Source organism: Massilia forsythiae, assembly GCF_012849555.1.
GTDB lineage: Bacteria > Pseudomonadota > Gammaproteobacteria > Burkholderiales > Burkholderiaceae_D > Telluria > Telluria forsythiae.
Genome location: NZ_CP051685.1, coordinates 6,202,715 through 6,219,303, shown reverse-complemented (window position 1 = coordinate 6,219,303; position 16,589 = coordinate 6,202,715). Strand labels below are relative to the sequence as shown.

General features: G+C 63.1%; 24 protein-coding genes. All 24 read left to right on the top strand.

Annotation, left to right across the window (positions count from 1 at the left end):
- Positions 1-65 precede the first annotated feature (65 nt).
- The 24 genes from HH212_RS26265 to HH212_RS26150 all read left to right on the top strand — a co-directional run bounded on the left by HH212_RS26265 (position 66) and on the right by HH212_RS26150 (position 16,575).
- Complete coding sequence (locus HH212_RS26265; RefSeq protein ID WP_170205144.1) at positions 66-509, top strand: hypothetical protein; 444 nt, start codon at positions 66-68, stop codon at positions 507-509.
- A 48-nt stretch (positions 510-557) separates the two neighbouring features.
- Positions 558-935: an HNH endonuclease gene (locus tag HH212_RS26260; RefSeq protein ID WP_170205143.1), complete on the top strand. Its 378-nt coding sequence runs from the start codon at positions 558-560 to the stop codon at positions 933-935.
- A 256-nt stretch (positions 936-1,191) separates the two neighbouring features.
- Positions 1,192-1,596 carry a phage terminase small subunit gene (locus HH212_RS26255; protein ID WP_170205142.1) on the top strand — a complete coding sequence of 135 codons (405 nt, stop codon included), beginning with the start codon at positions 1,192-1,194 and terminating at the stop codon, positions 1,594-1,596.
- Positions 1,597-1,598: 2 nt separating this feature from the next.
- On the top strand, positions 1,599-3,275 hold the full coding sequence (locus HH212_RS26250; protein ID WP_170205141.1) for a terminase large subunit: 1,677 nt from the start codon (positions 1,599-1,601) through the stop codon (positions 3,273-3,275).
- Positions 3,275-3,451 (top strand): hypothetical protein, encoded by a 177-nt coding sequence (locus HH212_RS26245; protein ID WP_170205140.1) that lies wholly within the window; start codon positions 3,275-3,277, stop codon positions 3,449-3,451. The genes HH212_RS26250 and HH212_RS26245 overlap by 1 nt, the downstream gene beginning before the upstream one ends.
- Positions 3,451-4,674, top strand: a complete 1,224-nt coding sequence (locus HH212_RS26240) for a phage portal protein (RefSeq protein WP_170205139.1) — start codon at positions 3,451-3,453, stop codon at positions 4,672-4,674. Before HH212_RS26245 ends, HH212_RS26240 begins: the two co-directional genes overlap by 1 nt.
- 6 nt (positions 4,675-4,680) lie before the next feature.
- The gene (locus tag HH212_RS26235) at positions 4,681-5,694 is read left to right on the top strand and encodes a head maturation protease, ClpP-related (protein ID WP_211172426.1); all 1,014 of its coding nucleotides are present in this window, start codon (positions 4,681-4,683) and stop codon (positions 5,692-5,694) included.
- Positions 5,695-5,696: 2 nt separating this feature from the next.
- Positions 5,697-6,920 carry a phage major capsid protein gene (locus tag HH212_RS26230; protein ID WP_211172425.1) on the top strand — a complete coding sequence of 408 codons (1,224 nt, stop codon included), beginning with the start codon at positions 5,697-5,699 and terminating at the stop codon, positions 6,918-6,920.
- A 61-nt stretch (positions 6,921-6,981) separates the two neighbouring features.
- Positions 6,982-7,374, top strand: a complete 393-nt coding sequence (locus HH212_RS26225; RefSeq protein WP_170205137.1) for a hypothetical protein — start codon at positions 6,982-6,984, stop codon at positions 7,372-7,374.
- 3 nt (positions 7,375-7,377) lie between these two features.
- Complete coding sequence (locus HH212_RS26220; RefSeq protein WP_170205136.1) at positions 7,378-7,638, top strand: hypothetical protein; 261 nt, start codon at positions 7,378-7,380, stop codon at positions 7,636-7,638.
- A gap of 3 nt (positions 7,639-7,641) precedes the next feature.
- Positions 7,642-8,013, top strand: a complete 372-nt coding sequence (locus tag HH212_RS26215; RefSeq protein ID WP_170205135.1) for a hypothetical protein — start codon at positions 7,642-7,644, stop codon at positions 8,011-8,013.
- 40 nt (positions 8,014-8,053) lie between these two features.
- Complete coding sequence (locus tag HH212_RS26210; protein WP_170205134.1) at positions 8,054-10,123, top strand: LamG domain-containing protein; 2,070 nt, start codon at positions 8,054-8,056, stop codon at positions 10,121-10,123.
- A complete protein-coding gene (locus HH212_RS26205) occupies positions 10,120-10,797 on the top strand; it encodes an SGNH/GDSL hydrolase family protein (RefSeq protein WP_170205133.1) in 678 nt (225 codons plus the stop codon). Before HH212_RS26210 ends, HH212_RS26205 begins: the two co-directional genes overlap by 4 nt.
- Before the next feature lie 294 nt (positions 10,798-11,091).
- Entirely contained in the window at positions 11,092-11,862 is a 771-nt protein-coding gene (locus HH212_RS26200; RefSeq protein WP_170205132.1) for an Ig-like domain repeat protein, read from the top strand.
- A complete protein-coding gene (locus tag HH212_RS26195; protein WP_170205131.1) occupies positions 11,862-12,170 on the top strand; it encodes a hypothetical protein in 309 nt (102 codons plus the stop codon). The genes HH212_RS26200 and HH212_RS26195 overlap by 1 nt, the downstream gene beginning before the upstream one ends.
- A 160-nt stretch (positions 12,171-12,330) precedes the next feature.
- Positions 12,331-12,897, top strand: a complete 567-nt coding sequence (locus HH212_RS26190) for a head-tail connector protein (RefSeq protein WP_170205130.1) — start codon at positions 12,331-12,333, stop codon at positions 12,895-12,897.
- Positions 12,894-13,229 (top strand): phage head closure protein, encoded by a 336-nt coding sequence (locus HH212_RS26185; protein ID WP_170205129.1) that lies wholly within the window; start codon positions 12,894-12,896, stop codon positions 13,227-13,229. The genes HH212_RS26190 and HH212_RS26185 overlap by 4 nt, the downstream gene beginning before the upstream one ends.
- Positions 13,222-13,731 carry an HK97-gp10 family putative phage morphogenesis protein gene (locus HH212_RS26180; protein WP_170205128.1) on the top strand — a complete coding sequence of 170 codons (510 nt, stop codon included), beginning with the start codon at positions 13,222-13,224 and terminating at the stop codon, positions 13,729-13,731. Before HH212_RS26185 ends, HH212_RS26180 begins: the two co-directional genes overlap by 8 nt.
- On the top strand, positions 13,728-14,138 hold the full coding sequence (locus tag HH212_RS26175; protein ID WP_170205127.1) for a DUF3168 domain-containing protein: 411 nt from the start codon (positions 13,728-13,730) through the stop codon (positions 14,136-14,138). The genes HH212_RS26180 and HH212_RS26175 overlap by 4 nt, the downstream gene beginning before the upstream one ends.
- On the top strand, positions 14,135-14,542 hold the full coding sequence (locus HH212_RS26170) for a hypothetical protein (RefSeq protein WP_170205126.1): 408 nt from the start codon (positions 14,135-14,137) through the stop codon (positions 14,540-14,542). The genes HH212_RS26175 and HH212_RS26170 overlap by 4 nt, the downstream gene beginning before the upstream one ends.
- A complete protein-coding gene (locus tag HH212_RS26165) occupies positions 14,539-14,718 on the top strand; it encodes a hypothetical protein (RefSeq protein ID WP_170205125.1) in 180 nt (59 codons plus the stop codon). The genes HH212_RS26170 and HH212_RS26165 overlap by 4 nt, the downstream gene beginning before the upstream one ends.
- 3 nt (positions 14,719-14,721) lie before the next feature.
- Positions 14,722-15,660, top strand: coding sequence for a phage tail tube protein (locus HH212_RS26160; protein ID WP_170205124.1), 939 nt, complete (start codon positions 14,722-14,724; stop codon positions 15,658-15,660).
- Between the two features lie 109 nt (positions 15,661-15,769).
- On the top strand, positions 15,770-16,171 hold the full coding sequence (locus HH212_RS26155) for a hypothetical protein (RefSeq protein ID WP_170205123.1): 402 nt from the start codon (positions 15,770-15,772) through the stop codon (positions 16,169-16,171).
- A 50-nt stretch (positions 16,172-16,221) separates the two neighbouring features.
- On the top strand, positions 16,222-16,575 hold the full coding sequence (locus tag HH212_RS26150) for a DUF1799 domain-containing protein (protein WP_170205122.1): 354 nt from the start codon (positions 16,222-16,224) through the stop codon (positions 16,573-16,575).
- The last annotated feature ends 14 nt before the right edge of the window (positions 16,576-16,589 follow it).

Sequence of the window (16,589 nt, the reverse complement as noted above, 5' to 3'; positions counted from 1 at the left end):
TGCGGTATTCTGTGTGAAAAGCTGTCGATGTGGTAACTTTCCAATCCCGCATGATGGAGAGGAAAATGAATACACATGAGAGCGTAGCAATAAAAAGGCTGGCCGCTCAAGCGAGCAGCATCGATTCTATTGCGAATTGGTTTATTGAGCTGATTTTGGCGATGGAAGCTCCGAAGCAAGCAAGTCCTGAAGGTATTTCAATTGGCAGGCCTGTTGTGCAAGGGTCTAAATTTCGAGTTCAGGCCCACCACCAAGAATTCGCATGTTTTTATGGGCATACCATTGGCGAAAGTGGGCTGTCTGGAAGATTCGAAATTGTGAAATTGAATCGCGACTCAACGCTCGGCGAAACTATTTTCGTGTTTCGTGCTACGAATGAAGCGATCATATTCCCCGATGAAACTGGTTTCGCTCAGTATTTTCTTTCGCAGGAGCAATACGACCACGTGCGAAGCCAGACTGCATATCAATTGATGGGCGCAATCCAAAGGCAGTTATTGAAGCATTGATCTTCTTCGTACCTCGTGTCGTCATAAACATTTTGTTTGGAGTCACTAATGGCGGCACGTCCAAAAACCATCTGCCGGAAGGCTGGATGCGGCAAGCTGATTGATGCGCCCGGTTACTGCGCGAAGCACGCGCAGCTGGCCGTCGGCTGGGTTCGGTCCCATAGCGACAAGAGCAGCACCGAGCGCGGATATGGCTACGCCTGGCAGCAGCTACGCAAGCGCGTCCTGAGCGCCGCCGCCGGCCTATGCCAGATCAAAGGTCCCGGTTGCCGCTACGTGGCGCGCGAGGTCGACCACAAGGTGAACAAGGCAAAAGCCCGTGAGATAGGCTGGACGGAAGTGCAGATCGATGACGAATCGAACCTGCAGGCCGCCTGCACCGCCTGTCACAAGGAAAAAACCCGGTCCGAAAGCGCTGCTGGATGAGTCATTTCGATGCCCGTCGCGCACCCCTGGGCTGATAGCTTTTAAAGGCCATTGGCAGCGTTTTGAGCGCGCCGCCGAATCCGACGACGAGACACCCGGATGAGGCGATGATCGCGGCATGGCACCGCGCATGGCGACGTTGAGAGGCATCGGCAGAGGGGTGGGGCGGGGTTGAATCTTAGGGCCTTTTCGCCCCTAGACCGGCTATGCAGCTCTTTTTTTATTTCCGCAATTCAGAATTTCAGGATTCGACAGTATGCCCAAACCCCGAACCCCTTCGGCGGTGCTGGAGGCGAGGGGTGCTTTCGACAAGGATCCGGCGCGGCGCCGCGATGACTTCGAAGCCGGCGCCTTCGACCGGACGCCGCCGAAGTACTTCAAGATCAAGCAGAAAGAAGTCTGGAATGAAATCGTCGACGCGCTGCCGGCTTCGGTCCTGCAGGCTACTGACCGGATGGCGGTTGAGCTTGCGGCTCGTTTAATCGCGCAGTTCCGCGCGCAGCCCGACAGCGAGGTGACCTCGGCCCAGGTCGCGCAGATTCGCACTGCTCTGGCGGTGCTCGGCATGACGCCGGCGGATCGGTCGCGCGTCTCGGTCAAGAAGGAAACTCCGACCAACCCGTTTGCCGCCCTGATGGGTGCTCCGAAAAAGGCACACTAACCATGGCGGCCGATTTCGTCGGCACGGCACTGGAGTACGCGCAGGCAGTCGTCAAGGGCAAGATCGTCGCATGCAAGTGGGTCAAGCTGGCATGCAAGAAGCACCTGGACGAACTGAAGGCCAGCCGGCGAAAGGCATTCCCGTATTACTTCGACGAGGATGCGGCCAACAAGGTCTGCACGTTCCTGTCGCTGATGCCTCACACCAAAGGGAAGTGGGCTCGAAAGCGCGAGACGATCACGCTGGAGCCCTGGCAGTGCTTCGCGTTCTGCGCGCTGTTCGGATGGAAGATCAAAAAGAACGATCGGCGCCGCTACCGCAAGGCGTACTTCGCGGTGCCGAGGAAAAACGGCAAGTCGATCATCGGCTCCGGCATCGGCCTGTACATGTTCTCGGTAGATGGCGAGTTCGGTGCCGAGGTCTACTCGGGCGCGACGACCGAGGCGCAGGCCTGGGAGGTCTTCCGGCCGGCCAAGCAGATGCTCGAGCGCACGCCGGAATTGCAAGAGGCGCTCGGCGCCGAGATCTGGGCTAAGGCATTGCTGGCGCCGGCCGACGGCTCGCGCTTCGAACCGGTTATCGGCAAGCCCGGCGACGGCGCCTCGCCCTCGTGCGCGATCGTGGACGAATACCACGAACACGACACATCCGAGCTGGTCGACACGATGGAGACCGGCATGGGCGCGCGCGAGCAGCCGCTGCTGCTCATGATCACAACGGCCGGCTTCAACATCGCCGGGCCGTGCTATGACCAGGAGCAGGACGCCAAGAAAGTGCTCGAGGGCGTGCTGGACGATCCAGAGCTGTTCGCGCTGATCTACACGATTGATGACGGCGACGACTGGACCAGCCCGGCCGTACTGCGCAAGGCAAATCCAAACTACGGCATTTCGGTCGACGAAGACTTTCTGCTGGCGCAGCAGCGGCTCGCAACGCAGAGCGCGTCCAAGCAGACTCGATTCAAGACGAAGCACCTGAACATCTGGTGCTCGGCAAAATCGGCCTGGCTGAACATGCTCGAGTGGGCGAAGTGCGCAGACCTCAAGCTGCGCCGCGAGCAATTCAAGGGCGAGCGCTGCTACCTGACGCTGGACCTAGCCAGCCGCTCAGACGTGTGTGTGCTGATGTTGGTGTTTGTGCGAGTGATTGACGGCAAGCAGCACTTTTACCTGTTCGGCGACTACTACCTGCCGGAAGCCGCGATCGAGAACGCTGAGAAAAACGCGAACGCCTACCGCAAGTGGGTGATTGAGGGATTTCTGCAGCAGCACGATGGCGCCGAGATCGACTTCGACCTGATCGAGGAAGACATGCTCGCCCTGGTGGCCGAGTATGGGCCGGACGAGGTGGTGTTCGACCCGTACCGTGCCGCCCAGCTGGAGCAGTGCCTGACGAAGAACGGCATCACCGCAGTGGAGCTGGGACAGACTGTCAAGAACCTGTCGCTGCCGATGAAGGAGTTGGAAAGCGCGATCAAAGCCGGTCGCGTGCACCACGACGGAAATCCAATGCTGACCTGGATGATGTCCAACATCGTGGCAAAGCTCGACGCCAAGGACAACATTTACCCGCGCAAGGAAAAGCCGGAGCAGAAGATCGACGGCGGCGTGGCCTCGATTATGGGCATTGCCCGCGCGATCAGCGGCCAAGAAGAAACCACATCATTCTGGGAATCCTGATGGAAAAACTGATCAAGACGATTCCCGACGCCCTCATCGTCAGCGGCGCCGGGGCGCTGTCCTGCGGTGCTGGTCTGCTGCATCCCGCTGCAGGCCTCATTGTTGCCGGGCTGCTGCTGATGGTTGGTGGTGTGTTCTCCGCACGCCGCGAGCCAGCCAAGAAGGATGAAGACTGATGTCGTTTTTTGTCCAAAGGGGGCGCCGAAACCAGGCGTTCACGGAGCCATTTTGGCAAGAGTGGATTGGCGCCCTTGAATCCGCGACCGGCAAGGTGGTCAACTGGCGCACCGCGCTGCAGGTGGCAACTGTATTCGCCTGCTGCCGCGTTATCGGAAATGGCTACGCCCAAGTGCCATTCAAGCTGATGCAGAAGAGCGGCCGTCGGCGTGTGCCCGCGACGGGGCACTCTCTGTACCGACTGCTTTCGCTGAAGCCCAACGACTGGCAGACCAGCTTCGAGTTCCGCCAGATGCTGGCGTGGCACATCGAGCTTTGCGGCAACGCCTACGTGTTCAAGAATCGTGGCATCAGCGGGAAAATCTTTGAACTAATTCCGCTTCCTCCTGGGCGTGTAACACCACGGCAGGACGAGAACCTCCGTATCACGTACGACGTGGCCGGGCTCGACGGAACCACCAGGACGCTCACTAGGGATCAAATTTGGCATCTTCGCGGCCCGACCATCGACGGGTTTCATGGCTTGGATGTCGTGAAGCTGGCGCGCGAGGCAATCGGCCTGGCGATGGCTACCGAGGAGTCGGCGGCGCGCCTGCACAAGAACGGCATTCAAAACACGGGCGTTTACGCGATCGAGGACAAGCTCGACAAAAAGCAGTACGACGACCTGGCGGCGTGGATCGGAAAGCAATTCGCTGGCCTGCAAAACGTCGGCAAACCGATGATCTTGGATCGCGGTGCCAAGTTCCTGAATACATCCATGAGCAGCGTCGACGCGCAGTCGAACGAGACCCGCAAGACCCAGGTTGAGCAAATCTGCTCGTTCATGGGTGTGTTGCCCATCAAGGTTGGTTTTTCGGACAAGACCGCCACCTTCGCCAGCGCCGAGGAAATGAACCGCGCGCATCGTGAGGATTGTCTGTCGCCGAGGTGGGAGGCGTTTGAGCAGTCGGCGATGATCAATCTCTTGACGGACGAGGAGATCGACGCCGGTCTGTATTTCAACTTCACGGAAGAAGGACTGCTGCGAGGGTCCGCGAAAGACACCAAGGATGTGATCCTCGGGTACGTGAACGGCGGCGTGATGTATCCGAACGAAGGCCGCGAATTGCTCGACCTGAACCCTGATGACGACCCCGCCAGTGACCAACTGCGCGTCCCCGCAAACATTGTTGGCGAGCCCAAGCCCGCCGAGCCTGCAATACCCGCTCCCCAGGAGTAACACCGCATGCCCAAAATGAATATGCAGCGCAAGGCTGCAGGACGAGTGCTGTCCGCAGAAAACGAGCGCCTGCTGCGCGAGGCGCGCGACGGCCTCGATAACGTCCTGTCGAAACTGGCCCAGGAAGATCCGGAGGATGCCGGGTCGGTGCGTTACGTCAATCGCATGGCGCTCAAGCCAGGCCATGTGCGCATCAACGCGCAGCTCGCCGACAACGAGGCCGAGGTGCGTATCTACGGCGACATCGGCTACGGCTGGTATGACGAGGGCATCACTGGCGAATCGGTCTCGAACCAGATCGCCGAGCTGGACGTCGACACCATCCACGTGCGCATCAACAGCGGTGGCGGCCTGGTGTTCGAAGGCCTGGCAATCTACCAGGCGTTCGCGCGGCACGCCGCCCACATCATCGTCCACATCGACAGTGTCGCGGCATCGATCGCCAGCGTGATCGCGATGGCCGGCGACGAAATCCGCATCAGCGAAGGCGCGAACCTGATGATCCACAAGCCCTGGTCGGGCATGTGGGGCGATGCCGATGCGCTGCGCAAGGAAGCCGACGTGCTCGACCAGCTGCAGGCCGGGCTGATCAACATCTACGAGGCGCGCACCGGCGCAAAGCGCGCAGACCTGGAAGCCTGGGTCAACGCCGAAACGTGGTTGCTCGGCCAGGCAGCGGTCGATGCCGGCTTCGCTGACGTCGTCGTTCCGGCCAAGAAGAAAAAGGCTGCCGCCTCGGCGATGCTGAACTACTTCAAGAACACCCCGCGAAACCTGCTGGCGTCGGCCAGCGGGCCAGAAATTCGCGAGTTCGAAGCCTTCCTCCGTGACGGAGAAGGGCTCTCGAATGCGCAAGCAAAGCGCATCGCAGCCGCGATGCCGCGGGTGAATCGTGACGATTCCCCGGAGCCGCCAGAAAACCCCCTCCGCGATGGTGGGGACCCTGCGGATGAAAAGCGCGCTACCGCATCGCGGATCGCGCAGCACATCAAAAACCTCACCTCCACCATCAAGGAATGACCATGGCAGACAAAGACGCCGCAACTGAAGTAATGGAAGCGTTCACCGAGTTCAAGAAAACGAACGACGCGAACCTGAAAAAGCACAGCTCCGACTTGGAAGCGAAGCTCGACAAGATCAACGCCGCACTCGACAAGCACGAAGACGGCAGCCAGAAATTGGTGCTGATCGAAAAGCAGAACAAGGCCATGCAGGACCAGCTCGACGCCATCGAGAAGATCGCCAACCGCGCCGGCCTGGGCGGCGCCGGCGGGGAGCAGGCCAAGGCAGTTCGCGAATACCTGGACGCCTACGATCGCGTCATGCGCAAGTCGCCCGAGAATCGCAATGCGGACGACATGAAACTGATTCGCGATCGCTCGAACGCCCTAGTGAAAGGCGACGATACCAGCGGCGGCTACCTGCTGGCGCCGCCGGACCTGCAGGCCGACATCATGAAAGACGTGATCGAAATGACCCCGATCCGTTCGCTCGCAACGGTTCGCACCATCGGCGGCCCAAGCCTGAAGATGCGCAAAAAGGTCGGCAATGGCTCCGCTACCCGCGTGGGTGAAACGCAGCGTCGCGGCAACACTGGCGATCCGGCGTACGGCATGCTGGAATTCCAGGCGCCCGAGATGTTCGCGCGCATCGAAGTGTCCCAGCAGATGCTGGAAGACTCCGACTACGACCTGTTCGCCGAGCTGCGCGAAGATGCTGCTGACCAGTTCGCCCTCAAGGAAGGCATCGAGTCGATCAGCGGCACCGGCGTCGGCCAGATGGAGGGCATCTTGGTCAATGCTGGCGTCGAGGCCATCAACGGCGGTGTCGCAGACAAAATCACCGGCGACAGTGTCCTGAAACTGTTCTACGGCCTGAAAACTGCCTATGCACGCAACGCAGTCTTCGGCCTGAACCGCCTCACCCTGGGCGAAATCCGCCGCCTGAAGGACGGCAACGGCCAGTACCTGTGGATGCCCGGCATCGCCAACGGCGCTCCGAACACCATCAATGGCGCCTCGTACGTCGAAATGGCCGACATGCCGAACATCGCGGCCAACTCCTGCCCGATCGTGTTCGCCGACTGGAAGAAGCTGTACGTCATCGCTGACCGCGTGGCGATCTCGTTCTCGGCCGACTACGTGACCGAAGCGGACGATGGCCTGGTCGTGTTCCGCGCCCGCAAGCGCGTGGGCGGCGGCGTGCGCCAGGCCGAGGCTGGCAAGAAACTGAAGATCGCGGCCTGATGCCGAATGATCCCCGGCCACGCGCCGGGGGTTTCCGCAACCACTATACAAGGAGCCGCCCATGCGCGACCTGAAATCCAATATCAAGCCGGTCCAGTCCCTGGTGCCGGCCACCCGCAGCGCCGCTGCCAACGGCACGAGCGTCGACCTCTCGGGCTTCAATGCCGCGTCGGTCATCTTTTCGAACGGCGCCATCGGTGGCACCGCTTCCCCAGCGTTCACTTTCGAAGTGCAGGAGAGCGACGACAACGCCAACTTCGTCGCTGTGGTCGACAAGGACCTGCGCGGCGTCGAGCCGGTCATCGTAGCGGCCAACCAGGTGTCGCAGGTGTCGTACATCGGCTGCAAGCGTTACATCCGCGCTGCACTGAAGACCGTCACCGGCACTTCGCCGACGCTCGATTGCGCGGCCCACGTCATCCTGGGCCACCCGGCCAACGCGCCGACGGTGTAAAGCATGAAGATCATCATGCTGAGCACTGCGCCCGGCTCGGTCGACGGCATTCGCGTCATGTCGTACGAGGCCGACCGGGAATACGACCTGACCGGGACGGCTGGCGCCCAAGACCTGGCGGCTGCCTTCGTCGGTGCCGGACTGGCCAAAGAGGTTGGCTCCGCGTCGCCGGCGCCGGCAGCCTCGGACAGTGAGTCCGCGGCGATCGAGCAGACCCCGACGGTCGCCACCGACCCGAAGGCCAAGCAGTCGAAGGCCAAGTAAGCCATGCGCGCCCGCATAGCTGCCTGGCTCGTCGTGGTGCTGGCCTGGGGCCGGCGCCGGGCGCAACCCAGCATCCCAGAGCCGGCCGGCGCGCCGGATCGCCCGCTGTACCTGGTGATGACCACCAAGACATCGGTGATCCGCGTGTACGACCGGCCAGACGGCTACGAACAGCGCCTGCCTTACCTCGGCATCATGTCCGTCGACCACGTCACCGACGAGGTGGCGCACCTGCATGGCGCGCACATCGACGGTACCGTCGCCAAGGTCGACCGCCAGATCCACACCCAGGCGCTGACCCTGCTGCGCGAGCGCGGCTTCACCAAGCTGCTCGTCGAGCGGCACGGGCACCTGAAACCCATCGAGCTGCAGTAGCGCGGCTCACTGAACATCCGAAAAAGAAAGCGCGACCCGCATGACCTACAACTGCATCAAGACCTCGACGACCGCGGCTGCGATCGGTACCGGAAATGCGACGGTGGCCAGCGCAGCTGCGGCGCGCGCCCGGCCGCTATCCGACATCCCGAACGGCAAGCAGGTCGCGCTGCGCATTGAGGACGAATCCGGTACTGACTGGGAACTGTCCCTTTGCACCATCCTGACCCCGACGACCTTCTCCCGCGACACGGTGCTGAACGGTTCGTCCGGCCCGGGCGTCAAGGTCAACTTCGGCGCTGGCGCCAAGGCCGTGCAGTGCGTACTGGTAGCGGAAGAGGTCAACGCTCTGGTTGGCGTCTACGACATCGCGTTCGCGCAAACCATCCCATTGAGCCGCGTCGGCAGCAGCTACATGCCGCAGACTGCCGTTTCCAGCGCATTGACTTTTACGCCGGCCGCCGGTGCAGTGCGTGGCGCGCTGGCGTACCTGCGCCTCGTTGCTGACGGCGTGAATGCTCCGGCCTTCTCCGGTTTTAAAGAGTGGGGTGGTTCGATCGGTTACGATAATCGCAATGGGATCGTCAACCAGATCCAATTTTTCTGCGACGGTGCCGATTCCTGGTATTCGGTGTCGCAAGCTGTCAACGCTGCCCCCATCCCGGTGCCGGCATCTGCCATCACCCTGACGGGGCCGACCAGCGGGGCCGTGTCGCAGGCTTCCAGCGCGTTTACCATCGGCGTCAGCCCAGTTGGCAGCGCGATCACCGGTACGATAGTTGTGACGCCAAACGATGGCGGCGCCGGCGGCTCGTTCTCGCCTGCAACTGTGAGCCTGACGACCGCCAATCCGAGCGCCACGGTGACTTACGCGGCCAATGCTGCTGGCGCGAAAACGATTAGCGTCACGAATAACGGCGGCCTGACCAACCCGAGCAGCATCACGTACACTGCCAGCGTGGCAAATTCGCAGACCGGGTCCGGATCCGGGAATCCGTTGAGCCTGACGAATGCCACGTTCAACGCCTCGGGCAAATTCGGGAGCAGCTTGAGTGGCGGTTACGGGTTGGCAGCCAATCTGCTGCCGGCGTCCGGCCCGGTTACCGTCGAGTTCTGGGCCAAGACCACCACCGCCGCAGTCCAGGCGGCCTTGGGCTGCTCGTACGGCCTGTGGGTCGGCACTACCGACACCGGCAAGGCGACAGCGCACTATGGCGGCGACTCTGGCGGCACGCCGGATATCGTGATCAACTCCAACGTGACCGTGAACGACGGCGCGTACCACCACTTCTCGTTGAACATCGATCCGCAGGGCACCGGTAGCACGTTGTACATCGACGGAGCGCTGGCAGGTTCGAACACGACACGCGGAACGATCTCGACTTCAGCGCCGTTCGGCGTGCGCGCTTTCGGCGGCAACACCGGCTTCAACTGGAGCGGGGAAATCGATGAAGTCGCGATCTACTCGGGTATCAAGCGTAGCGCGGCGTTCACGCCATCAGCCGTCGCCGTGTCGAGCACTGAAGGCGGGTTGATCGCCTTGTGGCGTCTAGATGGAAATGGCAACGACTCGAATGCCATCGCCTCGACTACGTATGCGCGCCTGAATTCGCTGAATAACGTGACCGAGAATGGCGCTGGGCCGTACACCTATCAGGGCCGCGCCGGGAACTGGCTGAATGGCGCTGGAGGCGTGTCGAAAGTGCTGCCGGCCGGCACTGATGGGTCAGTGGCCTTCGGTGTCAATGCGCTGGCATCCGACATCGGGATGCTCATCAGCGTAACGAGCGGGTCGACGAAGGTGCCGTACTCTGGCACTTTGATGGCGGTCTACATCGATACACAGTCGGACAACAAGTACAACGTCATCACCAATGGCGATGCTGGTGGGCGTGTGAATAGCGGCGTGACTGCGCAGGTGGGAGACATCCTTCGTCTGCGCCGCGCCGGGTCCTCTTTCGTCGCGGAGATCGCGCGCGCTGGCGCGCCTACGAGTTTCGCGTCGCTCTACACCTGGAGCGGGCAGACAACTGGGGCCGTCTACTTCCAAGTGGATGTCTCCGGCGCCAATGCCGCCGCGCAGAACGTTACCACCATGGGAATCTCATGATCGGCCCGGTATTGTCCAGTTCCGCGTTCCAGCGGTACTCCGGCGCCGGCGTGAATGTCGTCTTCGACGGCAACTCGTTGGTGGCTGGATTTCAAGCGTCGAGCCAGGCTAAATCCACGCCTTCTCAGATGGCGGCGCTGCCGCCTCTGAGTGGCGCGGTTTCGGTTACGAATATCGGCGTCAGCGGCCAGACCATCAATCAGATGCGCGGCCGCGGCTCGCAGTACGCCGACGGAGCGTACGTCGCCGGCAAAAAGAACATTCTGCTGGCGTGGGAGGGAACGAACACTGTCTGCAACAACGGGTCTGCAAAGACCGGCTTGGCCGCTGCCGCCGATATGGCGTCGTACGTGAAGGAGCGCCTGGCTGCACATCCAGACTGGGTCATCGTGATGATGACAACGCTGCCGCGGTTCGGCATTGAGGCTTGGAGCATTCCAGACGGCAACGCGCAGCTGCAGGCGTATGACGACTACTTACGCGCGAACTGGCGCGCCATGGGCTGCAAGGGTCTGGTGGACGTGCGCGCGCGGGGGGTCTTCACCTATACAGGGCCGACGATGAGTGCGGTGATGTCGCCTTACATGGCGGAAACCATCCACTGCAACGACTTGGGATACGGCCTTATTGCGCAGTATTGCGCCACGGGGCTCCGGCGGCTGCCAGTGCGGTAGGGCTGGCGACTACCCTCTCTGGAGCAGGCGGCAGCGGCCCGGCGCTCCTTCGTTGATCGTGTCCCAGACGGAACCGTAGACGCTGGCGATTTCGTCGTACTCCTCAACTCGACCGCAGTTCGAACATCGGCGCCGATCGACGCCGTCGGCGACCCAGGTATGTCTGCTGAAATTGCTATTGAGGTAGTTCCAAAGCCAATTCATGCTGCACTCTCGAAATGAAGTGGCGACATGCTACACGGGAATTGCTGAGCTGCGCTGATGTATTGATAAGTGCCACAGGAGGCATGACAGATGACAGGATTTTCCGCTGTCGGCATGACGGCAGTCGGCGGGCCGCGCTCGACCAGCACTCAAGCGTCTACGCCGGTGCCGACTGACACGACCGCGCCGACGCTTTCCGGCTCGCTTGTAATTTCAGCGATTACGGCTGGCGGCGCGCACGCGGCCTGGCCGGCGGCATCTGACGATACTGGCGTCGCCGGGTACGAGTTCAGCTGCGATACTGGCACGCCGGCCTGGGTCGATGTCGGAAGTGTCCTGAGCCTGGACATCTCAGGCAAGTCCGCTAGTACCGCGTACACCGCGCGGGTGCGGGCATACGACGCTGCTGGCAATCGGTCGAGCGCGCTCACCGCGCCGCTCACCACCAATGCCGCCCTCGACACGGCGGCGCCGACCATGTCAGGTGCAATCACCCTGACGTCGATCACGTCGTCTGGAGCGCATGCGGCCTGGCCTGAAGCGGCTGACAACGTAGCCGTCGCCGGCTATGAATTCAGCTGTGACACAGGGGTGCCGTCCTGGGTCGATGTTGGAGCCGCTCGCGTAGCTGACCCGTCAGGCCTGTCGCCGGCAACCAACTACACGGCGCGCGTCCGCTCCTACGATGCCGCCGGGAACCGTTCGGCCCCGCTTACTGCGCCGCTTACGACGGCACCAGCGACTCAGCCGCCGGCGGGGAGCGTCGACGTAACAAAAGTGCCCATGGCACGAATCGTCGTTTTTGAAGGTGGCGCGCGAGTAGTCGCCTTTGCCGGCGGCACTAGAATAGTGAGGTTTTAATGGCATCCGCCCCATACGCGAAAGATGGAAAGTGGTACATCGACAAGGACCCGGAGGATAAGCGCTACTACGTGGCCGACGTCACGAACGACTTGACCGACAGTGCGACGACGGCGGCATCCGTCCAGTGCGTGGTCGCTGGCGTGGCGGTGCTGGAAGGTCCGACCATCCAGGGTACGAAGATCGTGGTCAAGCTGGGCGGATTCGATACGGCCCCCAACGCTTCGAACTTCTGCACTTTCCGCGTGACTTGCGCCAACAGCGAGCAGTTCGACCGCACGATTTATTTCAACCGGGTAGACAACTGATGATCGACGCCTCCCAACTTCCGACCGTGCCGAACGAAGTGCTGCAGGCGACCGCGGGCCAGGCCCCCGGCGTGCCGGCTACAACATATGCCCGCGCGCCGGAAGCATCCGGACCGCAGCAGACCGGTGCCCGGCCACCCGCAATCCAAGGAAGCGCCCGATGACCACACGAGAAATCGCCCCGCCGGCAGTGCTGGCGGTCGCCCTATCCGACGCCAAGGACGTGCTGCGCATCGAGCAGGACGACACCGCGTTCGACGCGCAACTGGCGATCTGGATCGCCGGCATCACGGTGGAGGCCGAACACACCACCGGTCGCAAATTCGTCAACCGGCCGATGCGCGTGACGCTCGACCAGTTTTCGGATGCGATCTGCCTGAGCACGCCGACCTTCAGTGTCGAGAGCGTCAAGTTCATCGACGCCGCCGGCCAGCCGCAGACGCTGGCACCGGTCGACTACTACGCCGACAAGATCACCGAGCCCGGCTACGTTATCCCGGCCAGCGGCCGGGCCTGGCCGGCCACGGCGCCGCGCGTGCACGTGGTTGACGTCGACTACACCGCCGGCTACGGGCCGGATGCCACGACCACTCCACCGGGCGCCCGGCTGTACATCCTGGCGCGCCTGGCCGAGCAGTGGGATCCAGTCACGAAGGAATTCAAGGAAACGGTCCGGTCCAATTTCATCGGCCGGTTACTCGACGGTTTGAGGGTGTACGGCGGATGACGCAAGCTTTTGCACTCGACAAGCGCGTGACACTGCAGGCCAGGAGCGGCACGCGTGATGGTTTGAACGCGCCGGCGCGCTCCTGGGCCAACGTCCTGGGCGGCGACGGCAAGATGTGGGCGTGGGTCCGGGACATCACCGGCCGACAGTACGTCGCGGCCGGCGGCACCCAGAACACGGTTCAGACCGAGATCGGGATCCGGCGCCGCGCCGGCGTGCTGCCGAGCATGCGCGTGCTGCACGGCGGCTTCACCTACGACATCCAGGCCGTGCTCGAGCACGACCGAAACTGGCTCATCCTGATGTGCAAGAAAGGACCGGCGAATGGCTGAACTGCAGGTGCAAGGCCTGGCCGATCTGCGTGGGCGCATGAATGGCTTGAGCGATCGGCTGGTGAAGAACGTGCTGCGCGCCAGTTTGCGCAAGGGCGCGAACGTGGTGCGGGCGCAGGCGCGCGCCAACTTCAACACCGCCGACGGCCCGGACGAGATCACCGGCGCGCTGAAGGCGTCGATCCGTGTGACGCCGCGCCGCGGCACGCCCACCCGCGTGGTGTTCAGCGTGGTGGCCGGAGACCTGACGGCGGCGCAGACGAAGAAGTTCGGCACGAAGGCCGCATTCTACGCGCTGTGGGTCGAGAAGGGCCACATCAACCGCAAGGCCGGCCAGGCGCTACGCGGCAGCAAGGTCAGCTTGAAGGCCACGCGCGCGGCGTCGACGAACAACACGCCGGCCCACCCGTTCATGCAGCCGGCCATTGAGGCGAAGGCGCAGGAGGCGCTGGACATCGTGATCCAGGCCGTCGGCGACAAGCTGCCCGAGGTCGCAGGATGAGCGCGCACGCCGCTGTACTGGCACTGCTGCAGGCGGCGCCCGGGCTGACCGCGCTGGTGGGCGATCGCATCTACCCGGAGGTGCTGGACGACCCGCCGGTGTTCCCGGCGGTGACGTTCCAGCAGATGGGCGGCGCCGGCGCGCGCGGCGCGGTGAAAAACCCAGGCCTGATGCGCGCCTCGTTCCAGGTGTCGACCTGGGCCGAATCCCGCGCCGAGGCGGTGCTGATCGTCGCCCAGGTGCGCAAGGCGCTGGACCGCAAGCGCAAGATCACCGTCGCCGGCGTGCCGATCGACGACTGCTTCTACGAGAGCGACATCGACTTGGATGACCCGGACGCTGGCCAGCCTGGTGTCGGCGTCTGGTTCAACCACATGAGCTTCACCATCCATTACCGAGAGCCATGACGAAAACCCAGCAGATCCTCGCCGCGATTGCGGTGGCGCTCACGGCGGCCGGCTTGCGCGTGCGCGACGACACGGCCGCGCTGTACAGCTTCGAAGACCATCCGTGCATCCTGCTCGACTGCGGCGACGAATACCCGGATCCGGTGGTGGGCATGGGCTTCGTCTACTGGAACCTGACCGTGCTGCTGCTGATCGGCGCCGACGGCGACGTCCCGAAGATGGCGCCCGAGCCAACGCGCGCGGCGGCGCACGCGGCGCTGTACGCCGATCGCACGTTGGGTGGCGCGGTCATCGACCTGGCGGTCGGGCCGATCAGCCGCGGCATCGACGAAGAAAATCCGGCCTGCGGCATCACCCAGGTCACCTACAACCTGAAGTACCGAACCATGGAAGGTATCGCGTGAACGACGAACACGAAGGCCTGGGCGGCAGCTACACGCTCGACCCCAAGACTGGCAAGCGCACCCTGGTGGCGCGCACCACGCCCCCGGACGAAGCCGAGGAGCAAACCGAGAAGCCCGCTGCTGCGGGTTTTTTTTCGCCGGAACAGCCGGCCGAACCGACCAACGCGACGGAGTAACACATGCCCCAGCTGACCCGCAAACGCACGATCCTGTCGAAGATCGAAACCACCTACGGCACCGACCCGGTGCCCACCGGCGCCGCCAACGCCGTCCTGTGCCACAGCATCAACGTCACGCCGATGGAAACCAATCTGGTCTCGCGTGACCTGATTCGCCCGTATATGGGCAACTCGGAAAACCTGGCCGGCTCGGTCTACGGCAAGCTGGAAATCGAGGTCGAGCTGGCCGGCTCCGGCACCGCCGGTACCGCGCCGGCGTTCGGCCCGCTGCTGCGCGCCTGCGGCCTGTCCGAGACCATCTCGGCCGGCAACAGCGTCATCTACGCGCCGGTGTCGGGCGGCTTCGAGTCGATCACGAACTACTTCAACCAGGATGGCGTCCTGCACAAGATGACCGGCTCGCGCGGCAGCGTGTCGCTGACTTACTCGGCGCAGAACATCCCGATGTTGAAGTTCTCGTTCCAGGGCCTGTATTCGCCGGTAGTCGACGCGGCAGCGCCGACCGGCGTCGTGTTCACCGCCTACCAGCTGCCGCTGATCGTTAACAACGTCAACACCACCGGCCTGACCCTGCAGGGCTTCGCCGGCCTGGTGCTGTCCGACCTGTCGATCGACATCGCCAACTCGGTGGTATTCCGCTCCCTGGTAGGCGGCAGCGAGCAGGTTTTGATCACCGACCGCAAGCCGGCCGGCTCGATCACCTTCGAGGCCACCACGGTGGCGGCGAAGGACTGGTGGACCGCGGCGCGCAACGCCGCCACCGGCTCGCTGTCGATCACCCACGGCACCGTCGCCGGCAACAAGGTCAAGGTCGACGCGCCGCGCGCGCAGATCACCCAGCCGAACTACAGCGACAAAGACGGCATCGCCATGATCCAGGCCAGCCTGGTGCTGGTGCCGAACGCCGGCAACGACGAGCTCACGCTCACCTTCATGTAATACCCGGCCCCGCGCCGGCATACCGAGCACCGACCAGCCGCCGTCGCCTATCGCGGGCGCGGCGGCGGGCACGGGCACAACCACATCCTCCCGCGAAAAGGAAAACACCATGTTCATCGTCATCACCAACACCGAAGACAAAACCATCAACTGGCCGGTCAAGGTCGAAATCGCCGCCGACAACGGCAAGATCAACAAGTTCGAATTCACCGGTATCTTCAAGCTGCTCAACGACGACGCTCGCGATGCGCTGGCCGCCGAGGCCAAGCAGACCAACCCGGAAAACTTCGACGAGAACGAGCCGGCCAGCGCCTGGAAAGAGCGCGCGGTCGACAGCATACTCAAGACCATGGTCGGCTGGAAGGGCGTCGCCGACGAGAGCAAGACGCCGATCGAGTTCAACCGCGACAACCTGCTGGCCGCGGCGCGCAGCGCGCACGGCGTGAGCATCCTGCGCGCCATCAACACGGCCATGGCCGAGATCACCACCGGCGCCCGCGCAAAAAACTGAAGGAAGCCGCCGCGTTCTGGGCGCGCGGCGGCAAGCCAGATGGCCCCGGCGTGGACGACGACCTGGCGGTGCTGGGCATCGCCGTGCCCGAGCAGGCGAAGTGGGCCGGCGAAGACGACGAGGCGGAAGACTTCGAGATCTACGCCGAGAACGCCCAGTCGGTGTCCGTGTTCACGTCCATGGCCACCCAGTGGCAGTGGACCGGCGGCATGGAATCGCACCGCAGTGGCCTGAACCATGCGGTGCTGTTCATGCACATGGACAAGGTCGGCGTGTCGCGCAAGCGCAAGCGCCGCTTCGAGGTGATGGCCGACGTCCAGGTGATGGAGCGCGCGGCGCTCGACGTGTGGCATGAGGCCGCTGCAGCGCGGCAGGAAGAGCAGCGTCGCAAGGCGGGCAAGTAATCGATCCGCTTCGG

Coding starts and splice junctions, on each gene's coding strand:
- HH212_RS26175 (WP_170205127.1), top strand. CDS start 13,728: ATGAGCGCGCACGCCGCTGTACTGGCACTGCTGCAGGCGGCGCCCGGG.
- HH212_RS26240 (WP_170205139.1), top strand. CDS start 3,451: ATGTCGTTTTTTGTCCAAAGGGGGCGCCGAAACCAGGCGTTCACGGAG.
- HH212_RS26255 (WP_170205142.1), top strand. CDS start 1,192: ATGCCCAAACCCCGAACCCCTTCGGCGGTGCTGGAGGCGAGGGGTGCT.
- HH212_RS26245 (WP_170205140.1), top strand. CDS start 3,275: ATGGAAAAACTGATCAAGACGATTCCCGACGCCCTCATCGTCAGCGGC.
- HH212_RS26155 (WP_170205123.1), top strand. CDS start 15,770: ATGTTCATCGTCATCACCAACACCGAAGACAAAACCATCAACTGGCCG.
- HH212_RS26200 (WP_170205132.1), top strand. CDS start 11,092: ATGACAGGATTTTCCGCTGTCGGCATGACGGCAGTCGGCGGGCCGCGC.
- HH212_RS26205 (WP_170205133.1), top strand. CDS start 10,120: ATGATCGGCCCGGTATTGTCCAGTTCCGCGTTCCAGCGGTACTCCGGC.
- HH212_RS26265 (WP_170205144.1), top strand. CDS start 66: ATGAATACACATGAGAGCGTAGCAATAAAAAGGCTGGCCGCTCAAGCG.
- HH212_RS26195 (WP_170205131.1), top strand. CDS start 11,862: ATGGCATCCGCCCCATACGCGAAAGATGGAAAGTGGTACATCGACAAG.
- HH212_RS26250 (WP_170205141.1), top strand. CDS start 1,599: ATGGCGGCCGATTTCGTCGGCACGGCACTGGAGTACGCGCAGGCAGTC.
- HH212_RS26220 (WP_170205136.1), top strand. CDS start 7,378: ATGAAGATCATCATGCTGAGCACTGCGCCCGGCTCGGTCGACGGCATT.
- HH212_RS26230 (WP_211172425.1), top strand. CDS start 5,697: ATGGCAGACAAAGACGCCGCAACTGAAGTAATGGAAGCGTTCACCGAG.
- HH212_RS26260 (WP_170205143.1), top strand. CDS start 558: ATGGCGGCACGTCCAAAAACCATCTGCCGGAAGGCTGGATGCGGCAAG.
- HH212_RS26225 (WP_170205137.1), top strand. CDS start 6,982: ATGCGCGACCTGAAATCCAATATCAAGCCGGTCCAGTCCCTGGTGCCG.
- HH212_RS26215 (WP_170205135.1), top strand. CDS start 7,642: ATGCGCGCCCGCATAGCTGCCTGGCTCGTCGTGGTGCTGGCCTGGGGC.
- HH212_RS26190 (WP_170205130.1), top strand. CDS start 12,331: ATGACCACACGAGAAATCGCCCCGCCGGCAGTGCTGGCGGTCGCCCTA.
- HH212_RS26210 (WP_170205134.1), top strand. CDS start 8,054: ATGACCTACAACTGCATCAAGACCTCGACGACCGCGGCTGCGATCGGT.
- HH212_RS26180 (WP_170205128.1), top strand. CDS start 13,222: ATGGCTGAACTGCAGGTGCAAGGCCTGGCCGATCTGCGTGGGCGCATG.
- HH212_RS26170 (WP_170205126.1), top strand. CDS start 14,135: ATGACGAAAACCCAGCAGATCCTCGCCGCGATTGCGGTGGCGCTCACG.
- HH212_RS26160 (WP_170205124.1), top strand. CDS start 14,722: ATGCCCCAGCTGACCCGCAAACGCACGATCCTGTCGAAGATCGAAACC.
- HH212_RS26235 (WP_211172426.1), top strand. CDS start 4,681: ATGCCCAAAATGAATATGCAGCGCAAGGCTGCAGGACGAGTGCTGTCC.
- HH212_RS26185 (WP_170205129.1), top strand. CDS start 12,894: ATGACGCAAGCTTTTGCACTCGACAAGCGCGTGACACTGCAGGCCAGG.